Origin of the sequence: Marinobacter sp. EVN1 (genome assembly GCF_000475375.1) — a bacterium.
Lineage (GTDB): Bacteria > Pseudomonadota > Gammaproteobacteria > Pseudomonadales > Oleiphilaceae > Marinobacter > Marinobacter nauticus.
The window spans coordinates 16,843-41,102 of sequence record NZ_AXCB01000023.1; the positions used below are offsets into that span (position 1 = coordinate 16,843).

Sequence of the window (24,260 nt, forward strand, 5' to 3'; positions counted from 1 at the left end):
TTTTACCACGCGTTTAACAATCAACTCATGAAGACGGCAATAGCTTGCCGTCAAAATTTCACCGCACCTTCCTTCCGAACTTCTTGGAAATACCATATCCAACTGTATTAATTACGTTTTTTTACATCTGGCACGATCAAAGCATCCAGTAAAACAAACGAGCATTATCCTACTAGTCAAACAGGCGATACCATCTTGAGGTATTGCCAATCCCAGAGCACCGATGCAGGGAGATCCAAATGCCTCAGGTAATAAACACCAACATTGCGTCACTGAACGCACAAAGAAATCTGAACTCCTCTCAAAATGATGCGAACACCGCGTTACAGAGACTTTCTTCAGGATTGAGAATTAACTCGGCGAAAGACGATGCTGCTGGACTTGCTATTTCCGAACGTTTTCAATCGCAAATTAAGGGTATCGATGTTGCCATTAGAAACGCCAACGACGGGATTTCATTGGCACAGACGGCGGAGGGCGCTTTGGATGAGGTGACTTCTAACTTGCAGCGAATTCGTGAGCTAGCCGTTCAGTCAGCTAATGCGACAAACAGCCCTTCTGACAGGGAAGCTCTGAACCAGGAAGTCCAACAACGTATCCAAGAGATTAACCGGATTGCCAGCCAAACCTCATTTAATGGTTTGAAGATACTTGATGGCAACTTCAACACCCAGACGTTTCAGGTGGGAGCAAATACGGGCGAAACGATCAGCGTAAGTGGCCTTGATGCTCGCGGTAACATGATAGGTGGCGTGGTGAACGAAACAAGCGGCATACTCTCACTGACAGACGCTTCATCAAAAACATTGGGAGACATCTTTAACGATGGCGAAACCACCAATTTGACTGTTGACATATCGGGTGTCAGCGGCGCTTTCCCATCGATTAGCATTACTGCAGCAGGCTCATTACAAGATGTCGTCGGTGCCATAAATGCCGAAACTCGAAATACGGGGGTCAGTGCATACCTAAACAGAACCAACAACGAAATTTTGCTATCGTCTCAGTTTGGTGAACAATACTCGATAGACATCGGAGTGAATGGCGGCACAGCCCTCTCTGGGATAGCATTGGATCCAGCAACAAATACCATTTCAGTCAATGATACGGACGTCTCGGATCAAGCCGGAGCTGACCTAGCTATGATCAACGTCGACTACGCGATCGAAACGATTAACGGCTATCGTGCCCAACTCGGTGCAGTTCAAAACCGGTTCGAATCAACCATTGCAAATCTCAGCACTACCTCAGAAAATCTGTCTGCGTCGAACAGTCGAATTCGAGATGCAGACTTTGCCAAGGAGTCTGCTGAACTAGCAAGGACGCAGGTACTGCAACAGGCGGGCCTGTCAGTGCTAGCGCAAGCAAATGCGCGCCCCCAACAGGTACTACAGCTTCTCCAAGGGTAAATTGGGCATCCCTAGAAAGGGGGCTCAACCTGCCCCCTTCCTAGGCGGAACCAAGAGCTGCCCCATCATTCAAAGGACATGCTAAGCTATACCCAGTTGAAATATAGTGAGGCTCAATATGCAGCCCAAAGCTGTTTTTCAGGCCCTAATGGAGGGGGATTTTCTTGACCCCAAAAGGGCAACTATAATTTGGGAACGATGCCGGGATAGAGAGATACTCGTGTTCGAGGATGAGAGATCTGGTGTAATCTATCTGGATCCATCTCATACCGGCAACCCTCCTGACTACTACAAAACGAAAAACGTCCCTTCGGGTATCAAACCCAGAAATGACATGGACGTGGCAGACACTGATCGCCGAGATCAATTGTTAAAGCCAATAATAGCTAACAAGCGTTGGCTGGACTTCGGTTGCGGTGCAGGTTTTCAACTTCGAAAGAGCCATGAGTATGCATATGATCTTCTGGGTTTCGAGCTGAATGCGAATAATCTAGAGTCACTTAAAGCCGACGGACACACAGTAACCGATTCTCCTAAAGAGATAATCAAATTCAGACCCGAAATTATAAGCCTGTTCCATGTCCTCGAACATTTGGATGACCCAATTTCACATCTAGAGTTTCTGCAGAAATCCTCCGCTCCTGGCGCTAGGCTTGTGGTTGAAATTCCCCACGCACGGGATTGGCTACTTCATCACGGCCCCAGCTCATTCAAAGATTTTACTTTCTGGTCAGAACACCTTGTTTTACACACCAAAGAGTCACTACGGTATATTTTAGAGGAAGGTGGATGGTTGGTAGATGAGATAATTAACGTTCAGCGCTACCCCTTGTGGAATCACTTAGCATGGTTCGAACTAAACAAGCCAACAGGAATAGGCCGGAGCGCACTTGATGAAAGCAGCCGTCAACTCGCCAATGCCTATCAAGCCTTTCTCGCTGCTAGAAACCAAACTGATACCCTCGTTGCACTAGCAAGGAGCAGACCTTGAATAATAGATACATAGCTCTGATTCCTGCTCGATCAGGCTCTAAAGGTATACCAAATAAAAATATACTAAACCTATTGGGTCAGCCCCTGATTTTCTGGAGCATTCAACAGGCATTGGCCTGCACAAAAATAGCCGAAGTGTTCGTTTCGACAGATTCCCCGGCGATCGCTGATATTGCCAAAAGAAATGGAGCTAAAGTTCCGGAACTGCGCCCTGCTCACCTCGCCGAAGACGCCACTCCGACCGAAGATGTAATGCTGCAAGTTGCCCAAGATTGGCTCGACTGGGAACCGAATACAGTAATGATATTACTTCAACCCACCTCGCCTTACCGGCGGCCGGGTACGATAGCAAGCGCAATTGAGCTTTTTGAAAAACAAAATGCAGATTCTCTCGTATCTGTGTGTGAAAGCCACTCGTTTTTCTGGAAGAACCCGTCGATGCCTTCAGCACAGTACGATTACATGTCAAGGCCGCGCCGGCAAGATCTGGCTCCTTCTGAGCGACCGTACAAGGAAAATGGATCGATATATATGACAAGACTTCCGATCCTCAAGGCGTTCGGTAATCGCTTGGGCGGAAAAATAGTAATGTTCTGTATGACTGAACAAGAGTCTTGGGAGATCGACTCTCCAACGGACTTTAAAATAGTTGATATGTTGATGCAGCAGGAAAAGCGATGATAATAGAACGCAACATAACGCCTTATACTGTTTTTGCAGACGACGAAATCAGCATTGCTCTACAAAAAATAAGTGCAAACAAAAGCGGGTTCGTTTTTGTTGTCGCGTCCAATGGAGTATTAGAAGGCATTCTCACCGACGGAGATTTTCGTAGATGGTTATTGAGAACAGAGAACTTTGATCTTACGCAACCGGTTTCGGTGGCTGCAAATTGTAACTTCATCCACGCTGCAGAATCTTCATCCAACTCGAAACTAGAGGAACTACTCTCGTCAAGAGTGAAATACCTACCTCTGCTTGATTCAAATCAGAGGCTCGTAGCGATGGCGCTGCATGAAAAGGCGTCTATCGAAATAGATAACTTCTGCATACACGAACTCAGTAAAACCTTCATAATTGCAGAGATTGGAAACAATCATAATGGAGACATCCTGCTGGCTAAGCGACTTGTTGACGAAGCCGTAAAGGCTGGCGCCGACTGTGCGAAATTTCAACTTCGCGATATGGAGTCAGTTTACAGAAATGTATCAGACGACGGCGAGGATCTAGGAGCTGAGTATACACTTGATTTACTGAATCGGTTCCAGTTATCAAAACACGAAATGTTTCAAATCTTTGACTACTGTAAAGAGAAAGGCATACTTCCCCTATGTACTCCGTGGGACGAATCAAGCTTAGAACGGCTTGAAAGTTATGGCATGTCAGCTTACAAGGTAGCGTCAGCGGATCTCACCAATCATGACCTTCTACAAAAGCTAACCGGCACTGGAAAGCCTTTAATATGTTCAACAGGAATGTCAACTGAACGGGAAGTGAAAACAGCTATAGACTTATTAGATAGATCAGGTTGCCAGTACATTCTATTGCACTGCAACTCTACTTATCCTGCTCCATTTAAAGATATAAATCTCAGGTATTTAGAACGACTAAAAGAACTTAGTTCTTCTGGCATTGTAGGATACTCTGGACATGAGAGAGGCTCCGCTATTGCAATCGCAGCAGTAGCATTGGGCGCAAAAGTAATAGAAAAGCATTTTACTCTTGATCGTTCAATGGAGGGAAATGATCATAGAGTTAGCCTCCTACCAGATGAATTCCGCCTTATGGTTGAAGGAATTCGAGAAGTGGAACAAGCTCTCGGGAAGAAATCAGAACGCTATGTAACTCAAGGAGAGATGATGAACCGAGAGGTTCTCGGAAAAAGCATCGTCGCCAAGAGAAGAATCTCAAAGGGCTCAATCGTAACTGACATGGATATTGAAGTACGTAGTCCCGGCAAGGGAATTCCTCCTTACCGAAAAAATGAACTTATTGGAAAGCCCTCAGATCGTAACATTGAAAAAGGCGACTTCTTCTATGTTTCAGACTTAAGAAAAACCAAGATAGAACCTAGAAACTATAGCTTCTCTCATCCTTTTGGAATTCCAGTTCGGTATCACGACTTTAAAAATCTTGTTCCACTTTCGAACTTAGATCTTGTTGAGTTTCATCTCAGCTATCGAGATCTTGAGCTATCCCCATCAGATTATCTTGACCCAAACGGTTACGAGCTAGACCTAATTGTTCACAGTCCTGAGCTTTTCTCTGGTGATCATATTTTAGACTTAAGTTCCCCGGACTTTAAGTATCGTAATCGATCAATCGATGAGCTTCAAAGAGTAATAGAGGTGACGCGAAAACTAGAGCCATATTTTAACACCAAGCATGACACGCTGATAATCGTAAACGCTGGAGGGTTCACCCAAAACGGATTTATTGCTAAAGCACTAAGATCGGAGTTTTATGAGCGGGTTGCTAACTCTTTATCAAAATTGGATGCGAAAGGAACCGAAATTATTATCCAAACCATGCCACCTTTTCCTTGGCACTTTGGGGGACAAAGTTTTCACAACTTATTTATGGAGCCAGATGAAATTGTAGAATTCTGCAACAAGTATAATTATCGGATCTGCCTGGACACCTCACATTCAAAACTGCTATGTAATCATATAAAGATGGACTTTTCTCGCTTTATAAAAATGGTTTCACCGTTCACCGCGCATCTTCACATAGTAGACGCAAAGGGAACCGACGAAGAAGGCCTACAGATCGAAGAAGGAGAGCTTGATTTTTCCTCATTAGCGCGCAATCTCAATAAATTTTGTCCAAACGCTTCATTCATTCCAGAAATCTGGCAAGGTCATAAAAATTCCGGCGAGGGTTTTTGGGTTGCTCTTGAAAGGCTAGAGTCGTTTAACATTTAAATTAAAGGTTCGGAATTTTACAATGACGGCAATCGGATTCGAAAAATCAAAGGCATTCTATTACGAGAATGGTTTCTATCTTACCTCCGACCCTAAAAGGCTTCACAAACTCATAAGCCACTATGAACTCTATAAAAAAATTATTGATTTACCAGGCGAAGTTGTCGAATTTGGAGTCTTCAAAGGCGCATCACTAATTCGATTTGCCACATTCCGAGAATGCTTGGAAACATTCAGTTCCAGGAAAATATTTGGATTTGATGCATTCGGAGATTTTCCAGTTCCGAATGATGGAGTGCAGTCCGACCAAAAATTCATATCGGAATTCTCTCAAATTGCAGGCAAAGGCATTCCAGAATCTGAATTAACATTACGCTTAGACGACAAAGGTTTTAAAAATATCGAATTGATTAGCGGAGACATTCTTCAAACAGCCCCCGCTTTTTTGTCCGAAAATCCTCACATTCGGGTTGCACTCTTACACATAGACTTAGATGTCTATTCTCCAAGTAGGCTCGCGTTAGATCTTTTCTATCCCCGCATGGTAAGTGGCGGATTAATTGTGCTTGACGATTATGGTACTGTCGAAGGAGAAACCGTTGCGGTCGAAGAGTTTCTTTCTGACAAAAACCTGAAATTAAAAAAATTACCACTAACTAACATACCAACTTACATAGAAGTGCCCTGAATTCAAATTTTCAGTCAAAACTGGCACACCTTTCGCAACACCTCCCCCAAACCCCGGCAAACCGTCAAAAAACTGCAGACCTTTGCCGCATCGGATATTGGCTGGTAACGAGGTGTTCCATGCAAGTACAACATCATAACGCGCATCTTTCCCGCTCCGTTCAGGCTCAGGTCGCGCGCCTGGTGCTCCAGGCAAACCTGGCGTACGGCGAGTCCAACAGCAACGGGCTCTCCTACATTCAGCGGCTGAAAGCGCGCAATGAATGCCGGGAATACCTGAATCAGGCGCTGGCGCTGGAGGCCGATCACGTAGCGGCCCTTGGCCTGCTCGGCCGAGTGGAGATGGACGACGGCCAGCTTGAAAAGGCCCATGCCCTGTTCAATGCCAGCCTCAATCGGCAACCGGCGCAGGCCCAGCAATACTGCAACCTCGGCTATTGGGCACTGAAGAGCGAGCGCCCCGCCCTGGCGGAGGAGTATTTCCTGCAGGCACTGGAATGCGACCGGCAATCTGCCGCCGCTTTCTGCGGGGTTGCTCATGCCAAACGGCTGCAAGGCCAGTTTGATGTTGCCTACCTGCACTACCGAAAGTTACTCCAAAGCGGATCGGAATGGGACTCTGTCTATTCCGGCATGCTCTCCTGCGCGCAGCACCTTCAGGTTCACAAAGCCGACAGCGATCTGGCGCTGGACGCCATTGCCCTGCTTCGGCAGGAAGGTCTGCCACACCAGGAAATCGGCCACTTTGTCGGCGCAATCATCCAGCAGCAATACGACCTGGATAACCCTAACGCCGAAATCTTCCTGGATGCCGCGGCAGAAGATGAATTGCTGATCCTGGCGCTCCAGAAAACTCTGATGCCCAATGCCGCTGTGGAAGAACTGGTGGTGCTACTGCGCCGCGCCATTATGGCGGAGGTCGCTCAAACGGCCAGCCTGAGGGACGAACTGCAGCCCCTCTGCCTGGCGATCGCGGAATACGCCGACCGCACCGGCTTCGCGCTGGCCGCGGAAGACGATGAGGAACGCCTGGCGGCCACCATCAATGAAAGCATCATGGCGCAATTTGCCGTGGGCGAACCTCAAGAGGCCCTGATTGGCTCGCTGATGATCAGTGCCATGTATGGTGCGCTTTTCCACCAGAACTTTGCAGTTCAACTCGGCCAATGGAACCTGGTGGACTGGCCACTGGCCATGCAACCCATTATGGCAGCCAGCTACTACAGCCGGGCAGAAGAAGAGGCCATCAAGCAGAATTTTGACGAAAAAGCCGAGGAACTCTGCCTGGAGAAAACCGATGTGCCCCAGGCATGGCCGGCCTGGAGCCAGCTGGCCTATCGGACGGAGACCAGCCTGAAAGCCGTGATGGCGCAGGAACTTGGCCTGAACACCGACAACCTCCCCGCCGCATTGCGGATTATGGTGTGCGGCGCTCAGTCTGGCCAGCGAGCCATGGAGCTGGCGCAATACCTGAACGATGTCGAAGTAATTGCAGTTGATGAATCCCTGGCCAATATCGCCAAAGGCACCCGCATGGCCCAGAGCCTGAACATGGACAACATCGTGTTCTGGCCCTGGTCCATCGCACAGCGTTTTGTGGCCGATGGTCACAAGGTCCATTGGGTGGAAGTGGGCCGTGTGCCCTCACCGGCCATGACCGAGCTTTCTCTGGCCGCACTCATCAATACTGCCTCGAACACCGGTGCCATTGTGCACATGCACACGGCGCTGGCCGAGCAAACCCAGGGCGACAAACAGATTCGCCGCCTGGTCGCGGAGCACAATCTGCAGCCCACTCGTACCGCCCTGCGTCAACTTCGCAGGATGGTATTGGCCAACCGGCAAGATACCCTCTGGACAGAGCTACTGAAGGACGAGGACTTCTACAGCCTGGGCGGCTGCCGCGATCGATGGTTCCGGCCGCAGGACGCCAACCAGCTCAAAGAGCTGCTGGCCCTGGTGAGCAATGAAGTAGAGTGGAAGCTGATTAAAGCCCGGGATGAGGATGGCCACAGCCTGGCCACCGGCCCGGTACAGCGCCAGATCCAGGCGGAAGCCCTGGGTAGTGAAGTTCAAAGCCTGATGGGGCAGAACCTGAGCGTGTATTTCCAGCGTCGGCGCTAATCGGCGCCACCCAGATCCCGGGACAATCCTCACGCGAGGATGCCCGGGGTCTTCAATTCGCTACAGGTAGGGAATCAAAGATTCACCGTAAAGATGTAGATCTTCCAGAACCTGCTGCTTTTTGGGCGTCAGCTCAGGATCAGAGGCCAATCGCTGAAGTTCCCGACCGTAAGCCTCCAATGAACGCCACCCCTTTTTCGGCTGCATCAACCGTTCGGTACGAAACTGCTCCCAGCGCTCCATTTCCTCGCCAATCAGGGTATCCGGATAGTTGCGGGCACGGTAACGGAACAGCATCTCCGGCAGGCGCGCGTCTTCAAACCTCACTTCCTGCTCGGCCAGGGTATCCACGGGTTGGGTCAGCAACCAGTTGAGTTTCTCCCGGTCGGTTTTACTGATAAACCCGCCCGCGTACAGTTGTTCGTCGGGATCGGTCAGGTCGCTGCCCTGAAAATCCTGTTCGAATGCCTGGGCAATGCGGGCGGGCAGGTCTGGTGCTTTGCGCAGCTTCGCCAGGTTGGCCCGCAGTACGTCCCCATCCAGCTCCAGCTCGGCCAACTGCTCCTTTGACAGCGTGGAGAGCATGGTCGCCGGCGCCAATACCGGGCACTTGTTCAGTTGCACACCTTTCAGCGGGAACCGGCTAACGCCCTCCCCCAGTTCCGCCTGAGACGTAAATACCCGCTCACGGATCTCCTCGACCGAGGCGTTGATCAGCTCCTCGGGATCTTCCCTAAGATCGTAAACGATCACCTGGTTTTTATTGCTCAGGCTCTCTGCCAACGGCGCCACCAACGCGCAACACCCCCTTGTTGCCGGGTACTTGGCGGAAATATGAAACACCGGCTTCATAGCGGCGGTATCCAGCATTTGCCGTGCGGAGTGTTTGTCTTTGTTGTTCAGAACGAAATCAAACAGTTTGGGCTGTTTTTCCTTGATCAGCTTTGCCACGGCAATGGTGGCCAGCACATCCGACATGGCATCGTGGGCAGCCTCATGAGCAATGCCATTGGCCACCGTCAGCTCTTCCAACCTGAAACTCGGGCTGCCATCTTCTTTGCGGGGCCAATTGATACCGTCCGGCCGCAAGGCATAGGTCAGCCGCACCATATCAATGATGTCCCAGCGAGAGTTCCCGTTCTGCCATTCCCTGGCGTAGGGATCCCGGAGATTGCGATACAGCGTATGCCGGGTAACTTCATCATCAAACCGCAGGCTGTTGTAGCCCACAGCGCAGGTACCGGGCTGGCTGAAAGCCTCATTAATCTGGGCGATAAACTCGGCTTCCGGAAATCCGTCCTCCAGCGCTTTCTGGGGAGTAATACCAGTAATCAGGCAGGCTTCAGGGGCTGGCAGGTAATCGTCGGCTGGCTTGCAATAGATGACCAGCGGGTCTTCGATGATATTCAGATCCGCATCGGTGCGCACACCCGCAAACTGGGAGGGCCGGTCATGAACCGGGTCTACGCCAAAGGTTTCGTAATCGTGCCAGTAGAAAGAGCGGATCAAAGGAAGACTCCTGCATGTTGGTTCAGAGGCAGGAGTCTAGCAAAATCAAAACAGCTTGGTACCCATATCCGTCTGATGGGTGCGCAGGCGGTCAATGCCGTCCGGGCCAACCAGTTGGCTCAGATCCACGGTCATGTTGGTAGGCAGGTTAATAAATACCCCTTTCCCAACACTGATGGTGTTGGCACCGTCCAGCGTTTGCCAGGCTACGCCGTCATCGCGCTGAAAACCGACGAAAAACGCATCTGTAAACCCGATAGTGCCATCAGCACTGCCATTATCCTCGCCTACGGTCAGTGATTGCAGGTGGGTAAGTGGCGTGCAGTTAGCTCCGGAAACACAGGAGTTGGGATCAATACCAATGTGAGAGGCACGGTAGTTGGTGGCCGCGCCACCATTGCCATCAAACAGATAGGTATCGTAAACGGCACCGGTTGAATCCTGTACTTTCAGGCCGATGTCGCCGCTGAAGCTGGTGGTATGGGACGACACCGAGCCCCTTGCCTGCCCGAAACCCATGCGGAATCCGGCAAGGCCCGCGGCATCTTCCGCCAGTTCGATGTAGGGCATGCGCGCTTCGAAAGGAATTTCATCCCCGGCATTGTAGGTCTTGCCATTGAAGACCTCGCCGTCGTTACGGGCGATGTGACCAAGGGCCAGGTGGGTGGCAGAGAAGTCCGTGCCGCCATTGATCTGGCCGGCCTGAATATCGTCAATATTCACACGGGTCTCTACATCCATGGTCAGCGTCATGCGCGTGAACTCATGGTTCTGGCCGGGGATGTTTTCAATCTGCATAAAGGCCTGCCCGGTTACCTTGCCCATCGCATTATCTGAAATGGGCTCCAGTTCTGCCTGGGAAACGGGCGAAATACCCAGGCAAAGCATGGCAAGGGCAGCGCATCCGTACGCTTGCGTTGTCATAGATTGTGTCTCTGATTGTTTTAGTGAGTCAGTTTCGACACCCGACTCCATGCCTGCCCGCTGGTATTATTATTTCGGTGCTGGCATGCGGCCCGTTATTCTTTGTAACAAACTGTTTCTTTTTGACCGCAACACGACTATATCCGACCGAGGCTCGTATATTGAGTGAGGTACATCACATTCATTCATTACCTGACCGTCATTTGTCGTTCAAGCTTGATGTTCGTCACAGGATTAAACTAGCTGAAACACCAATATGTCGCTTAGCGAACTTGTAATGTAGCCCGCATATACATAAGGCTTCATATTGGTATACTTACGCCCTTTCATTGAAGGCCCCATACGGCACCCCATGACCACCAGAATATTGATCTGCGACGACTCTGCCCTGGCGCGCAAACAAATGGCCAAAGCTCTGCCACCCGGCCTGGCAGACGACATCCTGTTTGCTGGCGATGGCAAAGAGGCTCTGACCATCCTGCGCGATCAAAAAGCCGAACTGTTGTTTCTGGACCTGAACATGCCGGAACTCGACGGCTACCAGGTGCTGGAACACATCCGTTCCGAGGATCTCCCGGTTCTAACCATCGTGGTCTCTGGTGATATCCAACCCGAAGCCCGGGAACGTGTGCGTAAACTGGGCGCCATCGATTTCATCAAGAAGCCAACCGACACCGGCGTTGTCTCCCGACTGCTCGAAGAGTACGGCTTCTATCGCCCTTCCGAGCTTGAAGACACTGCCCTGAACGACGCCAGCCTGCACAGTCGAGAAGCAGCAGCGCCGGAAATCTCAGTGAGCCTGAGCGACTACCTGCAGGAGATCTCCAACGTCGCCATGGGGCGCTCCTCCGACTTGCTGGCCCGGCTGCTGAAGGTATTTGTCAAACAACCTATCCCCAAAGTTGCGTTTATCGCCAACTCCGAGCTGCACATGGCAATATCGGCTGCGCAGCGAGCAGAAGACTACTCAGCCGTTTGCCAGGGCTTTACCGGCGCCGGTATCGCAGGCGAGGCTCTCCTGCTGTTTGAGGACGCCAGTTTCCGGGAAATGGCCGAACTGCTTCACTATGACGTGCTGGAAGGCGAATCCGTGAACGTGGAAGTGCTCATGGATATGTCGAGCATCTTGTTTGGCGCGTTCATCAACGGTATTGGCGATCAGCTCGACCTGAAGCTGGGCCTGGGTCATCCGACCGTTCTCGGCCAGCACCGCCCGGTTAACGAACTGTTGGATCATCACAGCAAGCGGGAAGAACAGCTGCTGTGTATTGAGATCAGCTATGCTCTGGAAAACCGGGATATCCGCTGTAACATGCTGATCCTGCTAACCGAGGACTCCATCCCATTCCTTGAAAAACGCCTCGCGTATCTGGTGGATTGACTATGGCCTTTAATCAGGACGCCAACGAATTCCATTGGCTGATGGACATGCTCGAATCCGTCGAGGTGGGGCTGGTCGTGCTGGACCTGGATTTCCACGTCCAGGCATGGAACGGCTTTATGGAACACCATAGCGGCATTACCGCCAGCCAGATTCGGGACAAGGTACTGTTTGAAGTCTTCCCGGACATCCCGGAAGCCTGGCTTACCCGAAAGGTAGACGCCGTCGCCATGCTGAACACCCGGGCCTTTACGTCCTGGGAACAGCGCCCTTACCTGTTCAAGTTCCGGAATACACGCCCGATCACAGGCACGGAAGAATACATGTTCCAGAACCTGACCATCAGCCCAATCACCGCTCCGAACGGAGAGGTGGAGAAGGTGTGCCTGCTGATTTACGACGTAACCGAATTCGCCAGCAGCAAACGGGCCCTGGAACGTGCAAACGAACAGCTGGCGAAACTCAGCATGACAGACCGGCTAACAGGGCTGCTGAACCGGGGCACCTGGGAAAACCTGGTGGATGCCGAATATGAACGTTTCCGGCGCTATGGCCAGGCCACAAGCCTGGTGATGTTCGATATCGACCACTTCAAACCGGTGAATGACACCTACGGCCACCTGGCCGGAGACGAGGTGATTCGCCATACCGCCGAGGTCACTCGCAATAACATCCGGCAATCGGACAGCGCCGGCCGCTATGGCGGTGAAGAGTTCGGCATTATTTTGCCAGAAACCGATGCCGAGAGTGCCCGGGTCATTTGCGAGCGCATTCGTGAGGCGATTGAGAACAGCACGGTTAGCACAACCGCAGGCGATATTCGCTACACAGTGAGCATGGGCATCGCGCAATTAACTGAAACGCCAGAGAACTATATGCAGTGGATGCAAAAGGCAGATGAGGCTTTGTATAAAGCCAAGGAAAGCGGGCGGAACAAAGTCGTAGTCAGTTAATATCCCCCTCCCTCTATTGAGAGAGAGGGGAATGGGCAATTAATCCTGCTGCCAGCTCTGTACCGCTTCCTTACCGTACTTGTCACGCCACTCATTCAGAGTCTTGTGATTGCCACCGCGGGTTTTCACCACTTCACCGGTGTGCGGATTCTTGTAGGTCTTCAGCGGACGCTTGGCGCGGGTGCCAGTTGCAGTCTCAGCCTTGGCACCAGCAATAGAGGGATCAATCGCAGACAGAATCTGCAGAACGTCCTTCGGTGATTTGTCATACTCTTTCATCAAATCGCGAACTTTGTTTTCAAATTCCAGTTCGCTTTTCAGTGCCTGGTCCTTTTCGAGCTTCTCCAGCTCGGCGGCCAGCTTTTCCATCAGCTGCTTCTTCTGGTAATAATCATTAATCTTTGCCATGGAAATAAAACCTTTTATCGTGGGGTTTTAAATACTGATTGAATATGACCGAAAGTCGAAACAAATAATAATAGAAAAACCGAAACGAGGCAAAATAAATTACTTAAATCCCCTTAACAAAAAAGCCGGCACAATGGCCGGCTTTGTATTTCACCTAAAGATCAAAGGCGTAAATCAGCCTGCCCTAACGGCAACACACCCTTCAAATCAAATAAAACGCCGTTGCTATTGGTATAAGCACGCAGTTGCTCCGCTGAAAGAGCGGCATATTCCCGGTGCGGTACCGCAAGAAATACCGCATCATATTCACCGGCTTTCGGTTCCGGGACCAGAGAAATACCATACTCATGTTCGGCTTCTTCATTATTGGCCCAGCAATCGGTGACATCCACCTGACAACCGAAATCCTTTAACTCATTAACCACATCAATAACGCGGGTATTACGCAAATCCGGGCAGTTTTCCTTGAACGTTAGCCCCATGACCAATACACGAGAATTGGCAATGGTATGCCCCCTCTTGATCATCGCTTTGACCAGTTCAGCGGCAGCGTACGGCCCCATATTGTCGTTCACACGGCGGCCAGCAAGAATAATCTCTGGATGGTAACCAATGGCCTGAGCTTTATGGGTGAGGTAATACGGATCTACACCAATACAATGCCCGCCGACCAATCCGGGTTTGAACGGCAGGAAATTCCATTTAGTACCAGCAGCGGCCAATACTTCATGGGTATCGATCCCGATGCGGGCAAAAATCATCGACAGCTCATTCATCAGCGCAATATTCAAATCCCGCTGAGTGTTTTCAATAACCTTTGCCGCTTCCGCTACCTTGATGGAACTGGCCTTATGGGTTCCCGCAGTAATGATGTCGGCGTAAAGATCATTTACCTCATCGGCAATCTCGGGCGTGGAGCCGGAGGTCACCTTCATAATGGTGGTAACGCGGTGTTCCTTATCGCCCGGGTTGATACGCTCCGGACTGTAACCGGCAAAGAAATCCTGATTGAACTTGAGGCCGGACATCTTTTCCAGAACCGGCACACAGACTTCTTCAGTGGCACCGGGGAACACCGTCGATTCATAAACAACGATGTCACCCTTCTTGAGGACTTTACCCACACTCTCACTGGCCTTTACCAACGGGGTAAGGTCTGGCGATTTGTATTCGTCAATCGGGGTTGGCACGGTCACGATGTAGACCTGGCAATCGGCAATGCCATCCAGAGAATCCGTAAACGACAGTTTCGACGACGCCGCCAGTTCATCCCGGCTCACCTCGCGCGTGAAATCAATGCCATCCTTCAGCTCGGCAATCCGTTTGGGGTTGATATCAAAACCAACCACCTCGCGCTTTTCGCCGAATGCAGCCGCCAATGGTAAGCCCACGTAACCAAGGCCGATTACCGCAATCCTTTTCATATATTCTCCTGCCTTAAATAAGGTCTAAGCGCTTGGGCGAACGATCGCATGATCAGCGCATGCCCACCCCGTTATCCTACTGGAATCAGAATATCAGAATCCGGCGCCATTGCCTCCAACGCCAGCTTAAAAGCGCGCTTGGCACCCGAATCGCCATGGACAACGCGAATTTCGGCGGGCGTCTCAGGAATACCTGCAATGAACCGAAGCAAATCATCTTGCCCGGCGTGAGCAGAATAACCACCGACTGTGTGAACGCGAGCCGAAATGCCATATCGTTCTCCGTCCAGCTCCACCCATCCACCACGCGGCCCGTAAGTCAGAATATCCCGCCCTGGCGTTCCAGCCGCCTGATACCCCACAAAAACCACGTCATTTCGGGCATCGCCCAGCATCGCCTTGAGATAATTCACCACCCTTCCACCAGCACACATACCAGATCCTGCAATAACCACGCAGGGACGATGAGTGCGAGCCAAATACTCAACCGCATTCAAATGGTCCTCGTGGGAATTGATCACTGTGAGCTGCTCAAACGACAGAGGATGCCGGCCGGCACTGGCAAGTTCTCGGGCCTCATCATCCCAAAATGGCTTGAGATCCCGATAGATTCGGGTGAATTCAGCGGCCAGCGGGGAATCCACAACAATTTCCAGATCCTGCCATCGGAGTGGTCCAGAGGAGCCTTCTGCACTCGACTGCAAAATCTCAGTCTCCCCAAACTCGGCAATCAGTGCTTCGATCTCATAAAGCAGATCCTGGGTGCGACCGATACTGAATGCCGGAATCAGCACCGTACCGCCGTCTTCCAGGGCATGCTCAAGAACCGATTTCAATCGATAGCGGCGGCTCTCCCGGTCTTCGTGGTTCTTATCGCCGTATGTGCTTTCGATGATCAGGCGATCAGCCTTCTCAGGTGATAACGGCTCTGGCAGGAGTGGTGCATGACTCGCGCCAAGATCCCCGCTGAAAACAATACGTTCGTTGCGATGGCCATCGTGGAGCTCGCATTCCACATAGGCAGAACCGAGAATATGCCCGGCCCTCTGCAACCTGATTCTCAGTGCAGCATCGCCCTCAGAAACCAGCTCATGCCACTGACCATAGGGCAGCGGTACCAGTTTGCTGCGTATACGGTCCAAAACCCGGGTAATCAAAGCCCGATCCCGTGTAAAGCCGATCTTCAGCGCGTCTTCGAGGATTTCCGGCAGCATAATGGCTGAGGGTTCAGAGCAGACAATGGGCCCCTCAAATCCGGCTGCCAGAAGATAGGGAATCCGCCCGACATGATCAATATGGACGTGAGTGACCACAAGGGCGCGGATATGATCAATGGGGAAGTCTATCGCCAGCTCCGTGACGGAGGAGGCCGCGCCTTTCTCCTGCCCCTGGAAAAGACCGCAATCAATCAGAATACCAAAGTCCGAGACCTGGAGCTCATGGCAGGATCCAGTGACGCCATTCACAGCACCATGGTGTTTTATCTCAATCATTCAACAATCCTTGTTGCATGATGCAGCTAGCCCAAATGCAGAACTTTGCCTTCCGATTGGACCGGATGCTTGACGTTGTTTACATTACGCCAGATTAGATCTGCAGTCTCACCATTAGGTGCATAACCTGTTGGAGCATTTGTAAGCAACTCTATAATACGCTGACAATCAAACGCATGACTCGCTTGCGTAAGTTCGGCTAAGAGGTCTTCCATTTTCTGCCAGGGCAGCGACACCTCCCTGGCCATCATGATTCTGGGATGTGAAGTACCTTGAGGATTATCGCCAATCAACAATTCCTCATAGAGCTTCTCTCCAGGCCTTAGACCCGTATACGTTATTTCAATGTCACCATCGGGACGTTCTTCCGTTTTTTCTGTAAGGCCCATTAAGTGGATCATCTTACGAGCCAGATCCGCTATCTTGACCGGCTCCCCCATATCCAGAACGAACACTTCACCACCACACCCCATACTTCCAGCCTGAAGTACAAGCTGACTAGCCTCTGGAATAGTCATGAAATATCGTATTATGTCAGGATGAGTAACGGTTATTGGCCCGCCATCGCGAATCTGCGACCGAAACAATGGGACGACCGAACCAGAAGAACCCAGCACGTTCCCAAAACGTACCATAGAGAAAATCGTACTGTTTTGCCGTTGAGCCAAGCCTTGAAGCACCAACTCCGCTAAACGTTTGCTCGCCCCCATCACATTGGTTGGTCGAACGGCTTTATCAGTTGAGATCAGAACGAAACGCTCAACGCCGGAAACAATGGCTGCCTCTGCCAAGTGTAACGTACCAAAAACGTTATTCTGGACCCCCTCAATTACGTTGTGCTCAACCAATGGCACATGCTTGTACGCTGCTGCGTGGTACACAGACTGTACGCCAAAAGCCCGCATAATCATCTCGCAGCGTCGCCGGTGTGCGACGCTGCCCAATAACGGGTGTATTTCTACCCCCAAATCCTCGACAGCATTGGTAGCCGACAGTTCGCGCTCAATACTGTAGAGCGAAAATTCATTCAGCTCGAACAAAATGAGCCGCTTGGGCTTATGTTGGAGAATCTGCCGGCAAAGCTCCGAGCCAATGGAGCCCCCTGCCCCGGTCACCATGACAGATTTGCCATACAGACTATCTGACACCAAGGCAGCATTTGGCCTCACAGGATCCCTACCAAGCAAATCTTCGATATCCAGATCCCGAATATCGTTAATGCGCGCCTGGCCTGCAACCAATTCCGACATGGAGGGAACCGTTTGAACTGGCACCTCCAGTGATTCAAGCTGATGTAACAATCCTCTGCGGTCTACACTCAGATCTGGATCCAAAGCGAGCAGAACCCGGCGAACACCATACTTCTGAATATACTTGGTAATTAAATTGATACTGACCACGGGCAACCCATCAATCATCGTTTTGTGATGGGACTTATCAAACGCGATAAACAAAACCGGCCTGTATTCCGTGCCTTGCCTAAGAGCAGACGCGAGGGCCATACCCGTCTCGCCCGCACCTACGATTGCTACGCTTTCCTTTTTCCTTTGCCCAGGGTGGTTCACCAGCATTCGCACCCCCAGCCTGGTACCGCTAACAAATATAAAGGCCAAAGCGCCGTATATGACAGGCACGGACCTGGGCACAGACACTTGCAACATGTACCCCAGAACAATAAGAGCCAGGGAGGACGCCGCCACACCATAGACAATGGTTAAAAATGCCCTGTCTCCCAAAAAACGGATTACGGCCCGATACAATCCCAAACGAACAAACACAACGATGGTAATCAGGACGGTAATACCCGCAACAATTAGATGGCCCCGCGTAGGCAGCCACACCCCCTGCTCCAGCCGCAGAGCAAAGGCCGCCCAGATTGCAAAAGACAACACCAAGATGTCGGAGGAAACCGAAATGGCGCGCTTGTGAAACCTTGGGAGATTAAGAAACCAATTGATCATTATTAGCCCTTCACCCGATCACCAGAACCTTTCCCCGTCACCGTCTGTATGATGAATCTAAAATAATTCAGTAAATTAAGCTCCGCCAGCATCCGAGCGTCGGTCTCCGCCAGAAGATCCGGGGTGGACATATCAATATCATTAACCTGGGCTAATCCAGTGATGCCCGGTCGAGCCTGTAAAACACCTCTTTGTTCTCTTGCTGCAATCAATTCTTCTTGATTAAACAGGCAGGGCCTTGGCCCTACCAGGCTCATTTCGCCCTTGAGCACATTCCATAGCTGAGGCAATTCGTCCAGCTTGGTGCGCCGTAAAAACTTACCAAAAGGCGTGATAGCCTCTGCACTGGCCAAATGGCTGGCTACGGAAGCCGTGTCTTTTTTCATCGTGCGGAATTTCACCAAAACAAACGGTTTTTTGTGCCTACCGACCCGTTCCTGCATGAAAATCGGTGACCCAGTATCGAATAGCCCGATTAACGTCAGCAACAGCAGCACCGGGAACCCGAGAACCAATCCACTTAAAGAAAAAACCAGATCAAAAAAACGAATCACAGAAACCGCCCACTATCAGGATAAAAGGAATTATTGAACGTTTCATTATTTTGCAGTGTGGGGGCAACGCCTAATTCACCCGAACGGCCCTTGCCAAACCCTCTTCAACGGATACTGGCGGCTGCCAGCCGAGTAATTCCCGGGCTTTGGATATATCCACCTGCAAAGAGCCGAGCAGGCGCTTCGCCACTGCCTTTTTTCCAAACAAGGACGCGCCCAGCATCAGCAAGCCAGATGGCACAGGTAGCAACCGAGCAGGCTTACCCATGGCGTTGGCGACGTTCCGCAATAACTCAGTAGTCGAAATATCCTGCCCATCAGCAGCCAGAAAAACCTGATTAGCGGCCGCCGGACTGTCTACACAGGTCACAATAAGATCCACCAGATTATCCAGGGCTACAAGTGAACGTTTATTACGAACAGCTCCAAGAGGGAGTGGCAGCCCTTTTTCCATCAAGCGTATCATACTGGCAAAGTTGCCTTTCACTCCCGGGCCGTATACAAGCGGCGGACGAATAATGACCAGCTCCATACCTGTTTCTGCACATAGTGCCTGAAGTTCCCGCTCGGCCTCATACTTCGAAATACCATAAGGGTCTTCGGGTGCGGGCGCAGCTTCCTCCGTAAACGGCCTACCTGGCGGTGTGTGCTCGCCATTTACCTTTATAGAGCTGACAAACAGAAAACGTTTCACGCCGGCCTCCAACGCATGCCGGGCAACGTTCAGCGTACCGTCCACATTGACCTTTCGGTACTCGGCAAGAGGATCTACCGTATCATCATTCATAATGTGAGCGCGGGCGGCACAATGAACGACAACATCAACCGAGCCAAGTCTTTGCCCTAGTGCTCCGAGTTCGCTAAAGGAGGAAACCTTAACCGTCTCAACCGGCAAATTCACGTCGCTACGGCCTACAGCGAGAATATCTCGGTGCTCACTGAGCAACCGTTTAATAAGTGCAGAGCCAACAAAGCCGCTACCACCCGTCACCAGGATATGCTTATTCACACATTGCCCCTGTTACAAAACATTCCTCCAGACGCTCAAGAAACCGATCAAAGCTCAGCGACTTCCGAAGGCCTTCACGATTTCCATCGAAGTCATCCGCGATCAACTCGCCACGCTCTATCGCTCTGAAAGTCTCAACGACGGATCCAACCAAAGGTGGAACCACAACCCCCAAGCCATTACCCGACACCCATTGCGAAACACTGGTTTGTTCTCCGCAAATCGCCATCACGGCAGCACCGGAGAACACGTAGGACGATGACTTACTGGGAAAAGCATAACGAGTAACCTCGTCTTCTATCGGGAGAAGCGCCCACTCATAGTCACAATTCAACTGAGCCGCTTCAGTTGCCGAAACCTGTCCAAGGTATTCAACCTGTGAAAAGCGACCGGCAAGTGCCTTTATATCCGGAGCAAAAACACCACCGCCAGCAAAAGCGAATTTAAGTGTTCCGCCGTTTTCAAGATATTGAGTGATTGCGTCGACAAGTAATGGGATACGCTGCAACCTTCCGGCGTTCCCACAGAAAGTCATACCCTTTACTCGATCTGTAGGGGGATTTACGTCATCAAACGAGACTGCGGGATTGCTGATAACGTAAATGGGAGCCTTGGTGCCAGAACGCTTGCGAATTTCTTCCGCCATCTCATCCGTAATGGTAATTAATGCCTGTGCGTGGCGCATCGTAACACCGTCCATCCAGCGGAGCAGTTTATAGACCAACGGCTGAACCCTCATCACCACCGAGGCCGCTTCCGGATGAATATCCTGCAAATGATAAACGTACCGCGCACCAAACAGTCGGGCATAGAGCATCACGACGAACGGAACCAGAACGGGGGGATCTGTTGATACGTAGACCTTTCTCGGGCGGGTGCGCAACAGAGCATAGAGAACCCAGCACATGAAATAAACGGAATCCAAAGCGCGTACCAGAATACCGCTCGAGGAGCTCGACCAGGCCTTACCCGGCAGAAACTCAACGCCGTCTCCCCGTTCACACTCGGCAAGGTGCTTTCTGATACCCGCATGATCCTGCAGGATAACCGACACGGAATAAGAACCGGCCAGTTTTTCCGAGAACCGCAAAAGCGCTTCGCCAATGACCGGATATATGGGCCAGAAGCTACGATTAATAATGGCGATATCTCGCCGACCAGAATGTGTTGTTGTCATGCAGGATGCTCAGTACCGCTTCCAGACTGTCTGCATCACATAATCCCGATAACTATGAATTATCCGAATCACCTTTTCAGCCACATTTGGCATGCTGTAGTCCTCCACTAATCGCATGGAGCGCTCATCTCCCCTGCCCTGATTGTCGAGTATCGCCAAGCCCTGCAACACGCGTTCAGTACTAAGTCCCACCATCATGGCAGCGGTTTCTTCCATGCCCTCCGGACGCTCGTGAGCTTCACGAATGTTCAGGGCCGGGAAGTTTAGGATGGAGGCCTCCTCGCTGATGGTACCGCTGTCTGACAACACGGCCTTGGCACTCAGCTGTAACTTGTTGTAATCCTTGAAGCCCAGCGGTTTCAGGAGGCGAATATTCTGGTGGAACTGCACCCCCATGGCATCTACGCGCTTCTGGGTGCGCGGATGGGTGGAGACAATCACCGGGTAGCCGTACTGCTCTGCCACCGCATTCAGCGTATCTACCAGGGCCAGGAAGTTTTTGTCCGAATCCACGTTCTCTTCCCGGTGGGCACTCACCACAAAGAACTTGCCCTCCTCAAGCCCAAGACGGCCCAGAACATCAGACGCCTCAATGCCCTCACGGAAGTGGTTCAACACTTCAAACATCGGGCTACCCGTTTTCACCACACGATCAGGCGGCAAGCCTTCCCGCAGCAGGTAATCCCGCGCAATGGTACTGTAGGTTAGATTGATATCGGCGGTGTGGTCGACAATGCGCCGATTGATCTCTTCCGGTACCCGCATGTCAAAGCAGCGGTTGCCAGCTTCCATGTGGAAGGTGGGAATCTTACGGCGTTTGGCGGGAATTACCGCCATGCAGCTATTGGTATCCCCCAGCACCAGCAGGGCTTCAGGCTGAACCTCCGCCAACACCTTGTCCACCGCGATAATCACGTTACCGATGGTCTCTGCGCCACTGGCACCGGCAGCACTCAGAAAATGATCCGGCTTGCGGATACCCAGATCCTGAAAGAAGATCTCATTCAGTTCGAAATCGTAGTTCTGGCCGGTGTGAACCAGAATGTGTTCGCAATACTCATCCAGTTTGGCCATCACCCTGGAGAGGCGAATAATCTCTGGCCGGGTGCCAACCACGGTCATTACTTTGAGTTTTTTCATGGTAGTTCCAGATTGGTTCAGGCTTCGGTACCCACCGGGCACGCGAAAGTGTCCGGGTTTTGCCGGTCAAAAATTTCATTGGCCCAGAGCATACACACAAGCTCGTCTTCACCCACGTTAGTAATGTCGTGGGTCCAGCCCGGTACGGTTTCCACAATTTCAGGCCGGGTTCCGGAGGTATGTAACTCGTAGAACTCCCCGGTGATCATGTGGCGGAAACGGAAGCAGGCCTCACCTTTGATCACCAAAAACTTCTCTGTTTTTGAATGGTGATAATGGCCGCCACGGGTGACACCGGGGTGAGCCGTAAAAAAGGAAAACTGGCCGGCATCTGGAGTTTTCAGCATTTCAACGAACACCCCACGCTCGTCTCCGTGCTGTGGTACCGTGTAAGTGAAGCTCTCTGGCGGCAGGTAACTCACGTAAGTCGAATAGAGTGCCCGCACAAGCCCAGAACCGACCCGCTCGGTAATCAGATTATCCCGAGTGGCTTTGAAACGGTACAACTGGCTTGCCAACTCTCCAACCGTGATCTGGTAAACCGGCTCAACCCCCACAAATGGGGTTGATTGGGCCTCTCCCTCTAACACCCTGAGAAAGCTCGCGATTACATCGTCAACGTACACCAGGTTGACCATCGCATCCGGGTCATTGATTTGTACCGGCAAATCCCTGGCAATGTTATGGCAAAAGGTAGCAACCGCAGAGTTATAATTAGGTCGCGCCCATTTACCGAAAACATTGGGCAGGCGGTATATATAAACCGGGTTACCATTGGCTTTATTCAAAGCCAGCAACGCATCCTCTGCTTCACGCTTGCTGGAGCCGTACTCATTGTCTCGCTCAGCCTGAATGGATGAACTGTAAATAATCGGAACAATCCGGCCAGTAGCCTCAACAGCGTCACACAAGACTTGGGTTAAACCAGCGTTACCTATACGAAACTCGGATGGGTCTTGCGGCCGGTTGATACCCGCCAAATGAACAATCCAATCCACACCACAGAGCAGACCAGCCAAGTCTTGTTCATTGTGCTCCCGTGTAAAGGGCACCACCTCGAATCCCTTTTTTTCCTCAAGGTGCAATTGCAGGTTTTTGCCAATGAAGCCGTCCGCACCGGTTACCAGTACTTTCATCAATCAGTCCTCCGGGTTCAGGTACTCACCCCGTTCCAGGGCACGAATGAATTCAAGCTTTCGCAGCAACGCTTGCATACCTGCGACATCCAGGCGATCGGTATTGTGGGAGTTATAATCCTCTGTGTGAGAAATCTTCTCCTCGCCCTGCTCCACAAACTTACCGTAATTCAGATCTCGCAAGTCCGGTGGAACCCGGAAGTAGTTACCAAGGTCTTCCGCCGCTGCCATTTCTTCCCGACTAAGAAGCACTTCATAAAGTTTCTCGCCGTGGCGAGTACCAATCTCGAGTATTTCGTGGTCTGGAACCTTCAATAGTCTCGTCAGGGCGTGAGCTAAGGTCTTAATGGTGGCTGCCGGTGCCTTCTGAACGAAAATATCACCCGGATTACCGTGCTCAAAGGCATAAAGCACTAGATCTACAGCATCGTTCAACGTCATCATGAAACGAGTCATATTCGGGTCGGTTACGGTAATGGCTTGGCCAGCCCGGATCTGATCAACAAATAATGGGATAACAGAACCTCTAGATGCCATTACATTCCCATACCGCGTTGCACATATCACCGTACCATTCGCACTCCGGGACTTCGCAACAGCCACTTTCTCCATCATGGCCTTGGAGATTCCCATAGCATTAATAGGGTAGACCGCTTTGTCCGTAGAAAGACAAATAACCCGTTCTACACCGCAATTGATTGCCGCCTCAAGCACATTTTCAGTGCCCAACACATTCGTTTTCACCGCCTCTAATGGATGAAATTCACACGAAGGCACTTGTTTTAACGCGGCGGCATGAAACATGAAATCTGAACCACGCACCGCGTTGACCACGGACTGATAGTCCCGAACATCGCCAATGTAAAACTTCAATTTTGACGACCGGTACCGTTTACGCATATCGTCCTGCTTTTTTTCGTCACGACTGAAAATGCGTATTTCAGAAATATCTGTATGAAGAAATCGATCCAACACAGCGTTTCCGAAAGAACCAGTTCCGCCCGTGATCAAAAGCGTTTTATCTTTGAACATACCCCTACCGCAACCTATTTAA

20 protein-coding genes are annotated in these 24,260 nt (G+C 51.1%); 8 read left to right on the plus strand and 12 right to left on the minus strand.

Annotation, left to right across the window (positions count from 1 at the left end):
* The first annotated feature begins 239 nt into the window (after window positions 1-239).
* From Q674_RS31710 to Q674_RS31735, 6 genes are all read left to right on the plus strand, one after another.
* On the plus strand, window positions 240-1,409 hold the full coding sequence (locus tag Q674_RS31710; RefSeq protein WP_022992703.1) for a flagellin: 1,170 nt from the start codon (window positions 240-242) through the stop codon (window positions 1,407-1,409).
* Between the two features lie 118 nt (window positions 1,410-1,527).
* Window positions 1,528-2,400 (plus strand): class I SAM-dependent methyltransferase, encoded by an 873-nt coding sequence (locus Q674_RS31715; protein ID WP_022992702.1) that lies wholly within the window; start codon window positions 1,528-1,530, stop codon window positions 2,398-2,400.
* Window positions 2,397-3,083 carry a cytidylyltransferase domain-containing protein gene (locus Q674_RS31720; protein ID WP_022992701.1) on the plus strand — a complete coding sequence of 229 codons (687 nt, stop codon included), beginning with the start codon at window positions 2,397-2,399 and terminating at the stop codon, window positions 3,081-3,083. Before Q674_RS31715 ends, Q674_RS31720 begins: the two co-directional genes overlap by 4 nt.
* The gene (locus tag Q674_RS31725; RefSeq protein WP_023009008.1) at window positions 3,080-5,326 is read left to right on the plus strand and encodes an N-acetylneuraminate synthase family protein; all 2,247 of its coding nucleotides are present in this window, start codon (window positions 3,080-3,082) and stop codon (window positions 5,324-5,326) included. Before Q674_RS31720 ends, Q674_RS31725 begins: the two co-directional genes overlap by 4 nt.
* A gap of 22 nt (window positions 5,327-5,348) precedes the next feature.
* Window positions 5,349-6,014, plus strand: coding sequence for a TylF/MycF/NovP-related O-methyltransferase (locus Q674_RS31730; protein WP_023009009.1), 666 nt, complete (start codon window positions 5,349-5,351; stop codon window positions 6,012-6,014).
* Window positions 6,015-6,133: 119 nt separating this feature from the next.
* Entirely contained in the window at window positions 6,134-8,137 is a 2,004-nt protein-coding gene (locus tag Q674_RS31735; protein WP_023009010.1) for a hypothetical protein, read from the plus strand.
* A 60-nt stretch (window positions 8,138-8,197) separates the two neighbouring features.
* Here Q674_RS31735 and sbcB read toward each other — a convergent pair whose 3' ends face one another.
* Window positions 8,198-9,646 (minus strand): exodeoxyribonuclease I, encoded by a 1,449-nt coding sequence (gene sbcB, locus Q674_RS31740; RefSeq protein WP_023009011.1) that lies wholly within the window; start codon window positions 9,644-9,646, stop codon window positions 8,198-8,200.
* A gap of 45 nt (window positions 9,647-9,691) precedes the next feature.
* Entirely contained in the window at window positions 9,692-10,570 is an 879-nt protein-coding gene (locus tag Q674_RS31745; protein ID WP_031210174.1) for a DUF6160 family protein, read from the minus strand.
* Between the two features lie 352 nt (window positions 10,571-10,922).
* Here Q674_RS31745 and Q674_RS31750 point away from each other — a divergent pair, with 352 nt between their 5' ends.
* Together Q674_RS31750 and Q674_RS31755 are read left to right on the plus strand one after the other, a co-directional pair.
* Window positions 10,923-11,951, plus strand: coding sequence for a response regulator (locus Q674_RS31750; RefSeq protein ID WP_023009013.1), 1,029 nt, complete (start codon window positions 10,923-10,925; stop codon window positions 11,949-11,951).
* A gap of 2 nt (window positions 11,952-11,953) precedes the next feature.
* Window positions 11,954-12,904, plus strand: coding sequence for a GGDEF domain-containing protein (locus Q674_RS31755; RefSeq protein ID WP_023009014.1), 951 nt, complete (start codon window positions 11,954-11,956; stop codon window positions 12,902-12,904).
* Between the two features lie 39 nt (window positions 12,905-12,943).
* Here Q674_RS31755 and Q674_RS31760 read toward each other — a convergent pair whose 3' ends face one another.
* The 10 genes from Q674_RS31760 to Q674_RS31805 all read right to left on the minus strand — a co-directional run bounded on the left by Q674_RS31760 (window position 12,944) and on the right by Q674_RS31805 (window position 24,238).
* Window positions 12,944-13,312, minus strand: a complete 369-nt coding sequence (locus tag Q674_RS31760) for a histone-like nucleoid-structuring protein, MvaT/MvaU family (protein ID WP_022993291.1) — start codon at window positions 13,310-13,312, stop codon at window positions 12,944-12,946.
* A 161-nt stretch (window positions 13,313-13,473) separates the two neighbouring features.
* Window positions 13,474-14,736: a Vi polysaccharide biosynthesis UDP-N-acetylglucosamine C-6 dehydrogenase TviB gene (tviB, locus tag Q674_RS31765; RefSeq protein ID WP_023009015.1), complete on the minus strand. Its 1,263-nt coding sequence runs from the start codon at window positions 14,734-14,736 to the stop codon at window positions 13,474-13,476.
* A 71-nt stretch (window positions 14,737-14,807) separates the two neighbouring features.
* Entirely contained in the window at window positions 14,808-16,229 is a 1,422-nt protein-coding gene (locus tag Q674_RS31770; protein WP_023009016.1) for an MBL fold metallo-hydrolase, read from the minus strand.
* A 26-nt stretch (window positions 16,230-16,255) separates the two neighbouring features.
* Window positions 16,256-18,190, minus strand: a complete 1,935-nt coding sequence (locus tag Q674_RS31775; protein ID WP_023009017.1) for a polysaccharide biosynthesis protein — start codon at window positions 18,188-18,190, stop codon at window positions 16,256-16,258.
* A gap of 2 nt (window positions 18,191-18,192) precedes the next feature.
* A complete protein-coding gene (locus Q674_RS31780; protein WP_023009018.1) occupies window positions 18,193-18,744 on the minus strand; it encodes a sugar transferase in 552 nt (183 codons plus the stop codon).
* A 70-nt stretch (window positions 18,745-18,814) separates the two neighbouring features.
* Window positions 18,815-19,753: a UDP-glucose 4-epimerase family protein gene (locus Q674_RS31785; RefSeq protein WP_023009019.1), complete on the minus strand. Its 939-nt coding sequence runs from the start codon at window positions 19,751-19,753 to the stop codon at window positions 18,815-18,817.
* The gene (locus Q674_RS31790; RefSeq protein ID WP_023009020.1) at window positions 19,746-20,930 is read right to left on the minus strand and encodes a glycosyltransferase; all 1,185 of its coding nucleotides are present in this window, start codon (window positions 20,928-20,930) and stop codon (window positions 19,746-19,748) included. Before Q674_RS31790 ends, Q674_RS31785 begins: the two co-directional genes overlap by 8 nt.
* 9 nt (window positions 20,931-20,939) lie before the next feature.
* Window positions 20,940-22,070: a non-hydrolyzing UDP-N-acetylglucosamine 2-epimerase gene (gene wecB, locus Q674_RS31795; RefSeq protein ID WP_023009021.1), complete on the minus strand. Its 1,131-nt coding sequence runs from the start codon at window positions 22,068-22,070 to the stop codon at window positions 20,940-20,942.
* Window positions 22,071-22,087: 17 nt separating this feature from the next.
* Window positions 22,088-23,206 carry a UDP-2-acetamido-2,6-beta-L-arabino-hexul-4-ose reductase gene (gene wbjC / locus Q674_RS31800; protein ID WP_023009022.1) on the minus strand — a complete coding sequence of 373 codons (1,119 nt, stop codon included), beginning with the start codon at window positions 23,204-23,206 and terminating at the stop codon, window positions 22,088-22,090.
* 3 nt (window positions 23,207-23,209) lie between these two features.
* Window positions 23,210-24,238, minus strand: a complete 1,029-nt coding sequence (locus Q674_RS31805; protein WP_023009023.1) for a polysaccharide biosynthesis protein — start codon at window positions 24,236-24,238, stop codon at window positions 23,210-23,212.
* Window positions 24,239-24,260 lie beyond the last annotated feature (22 nt).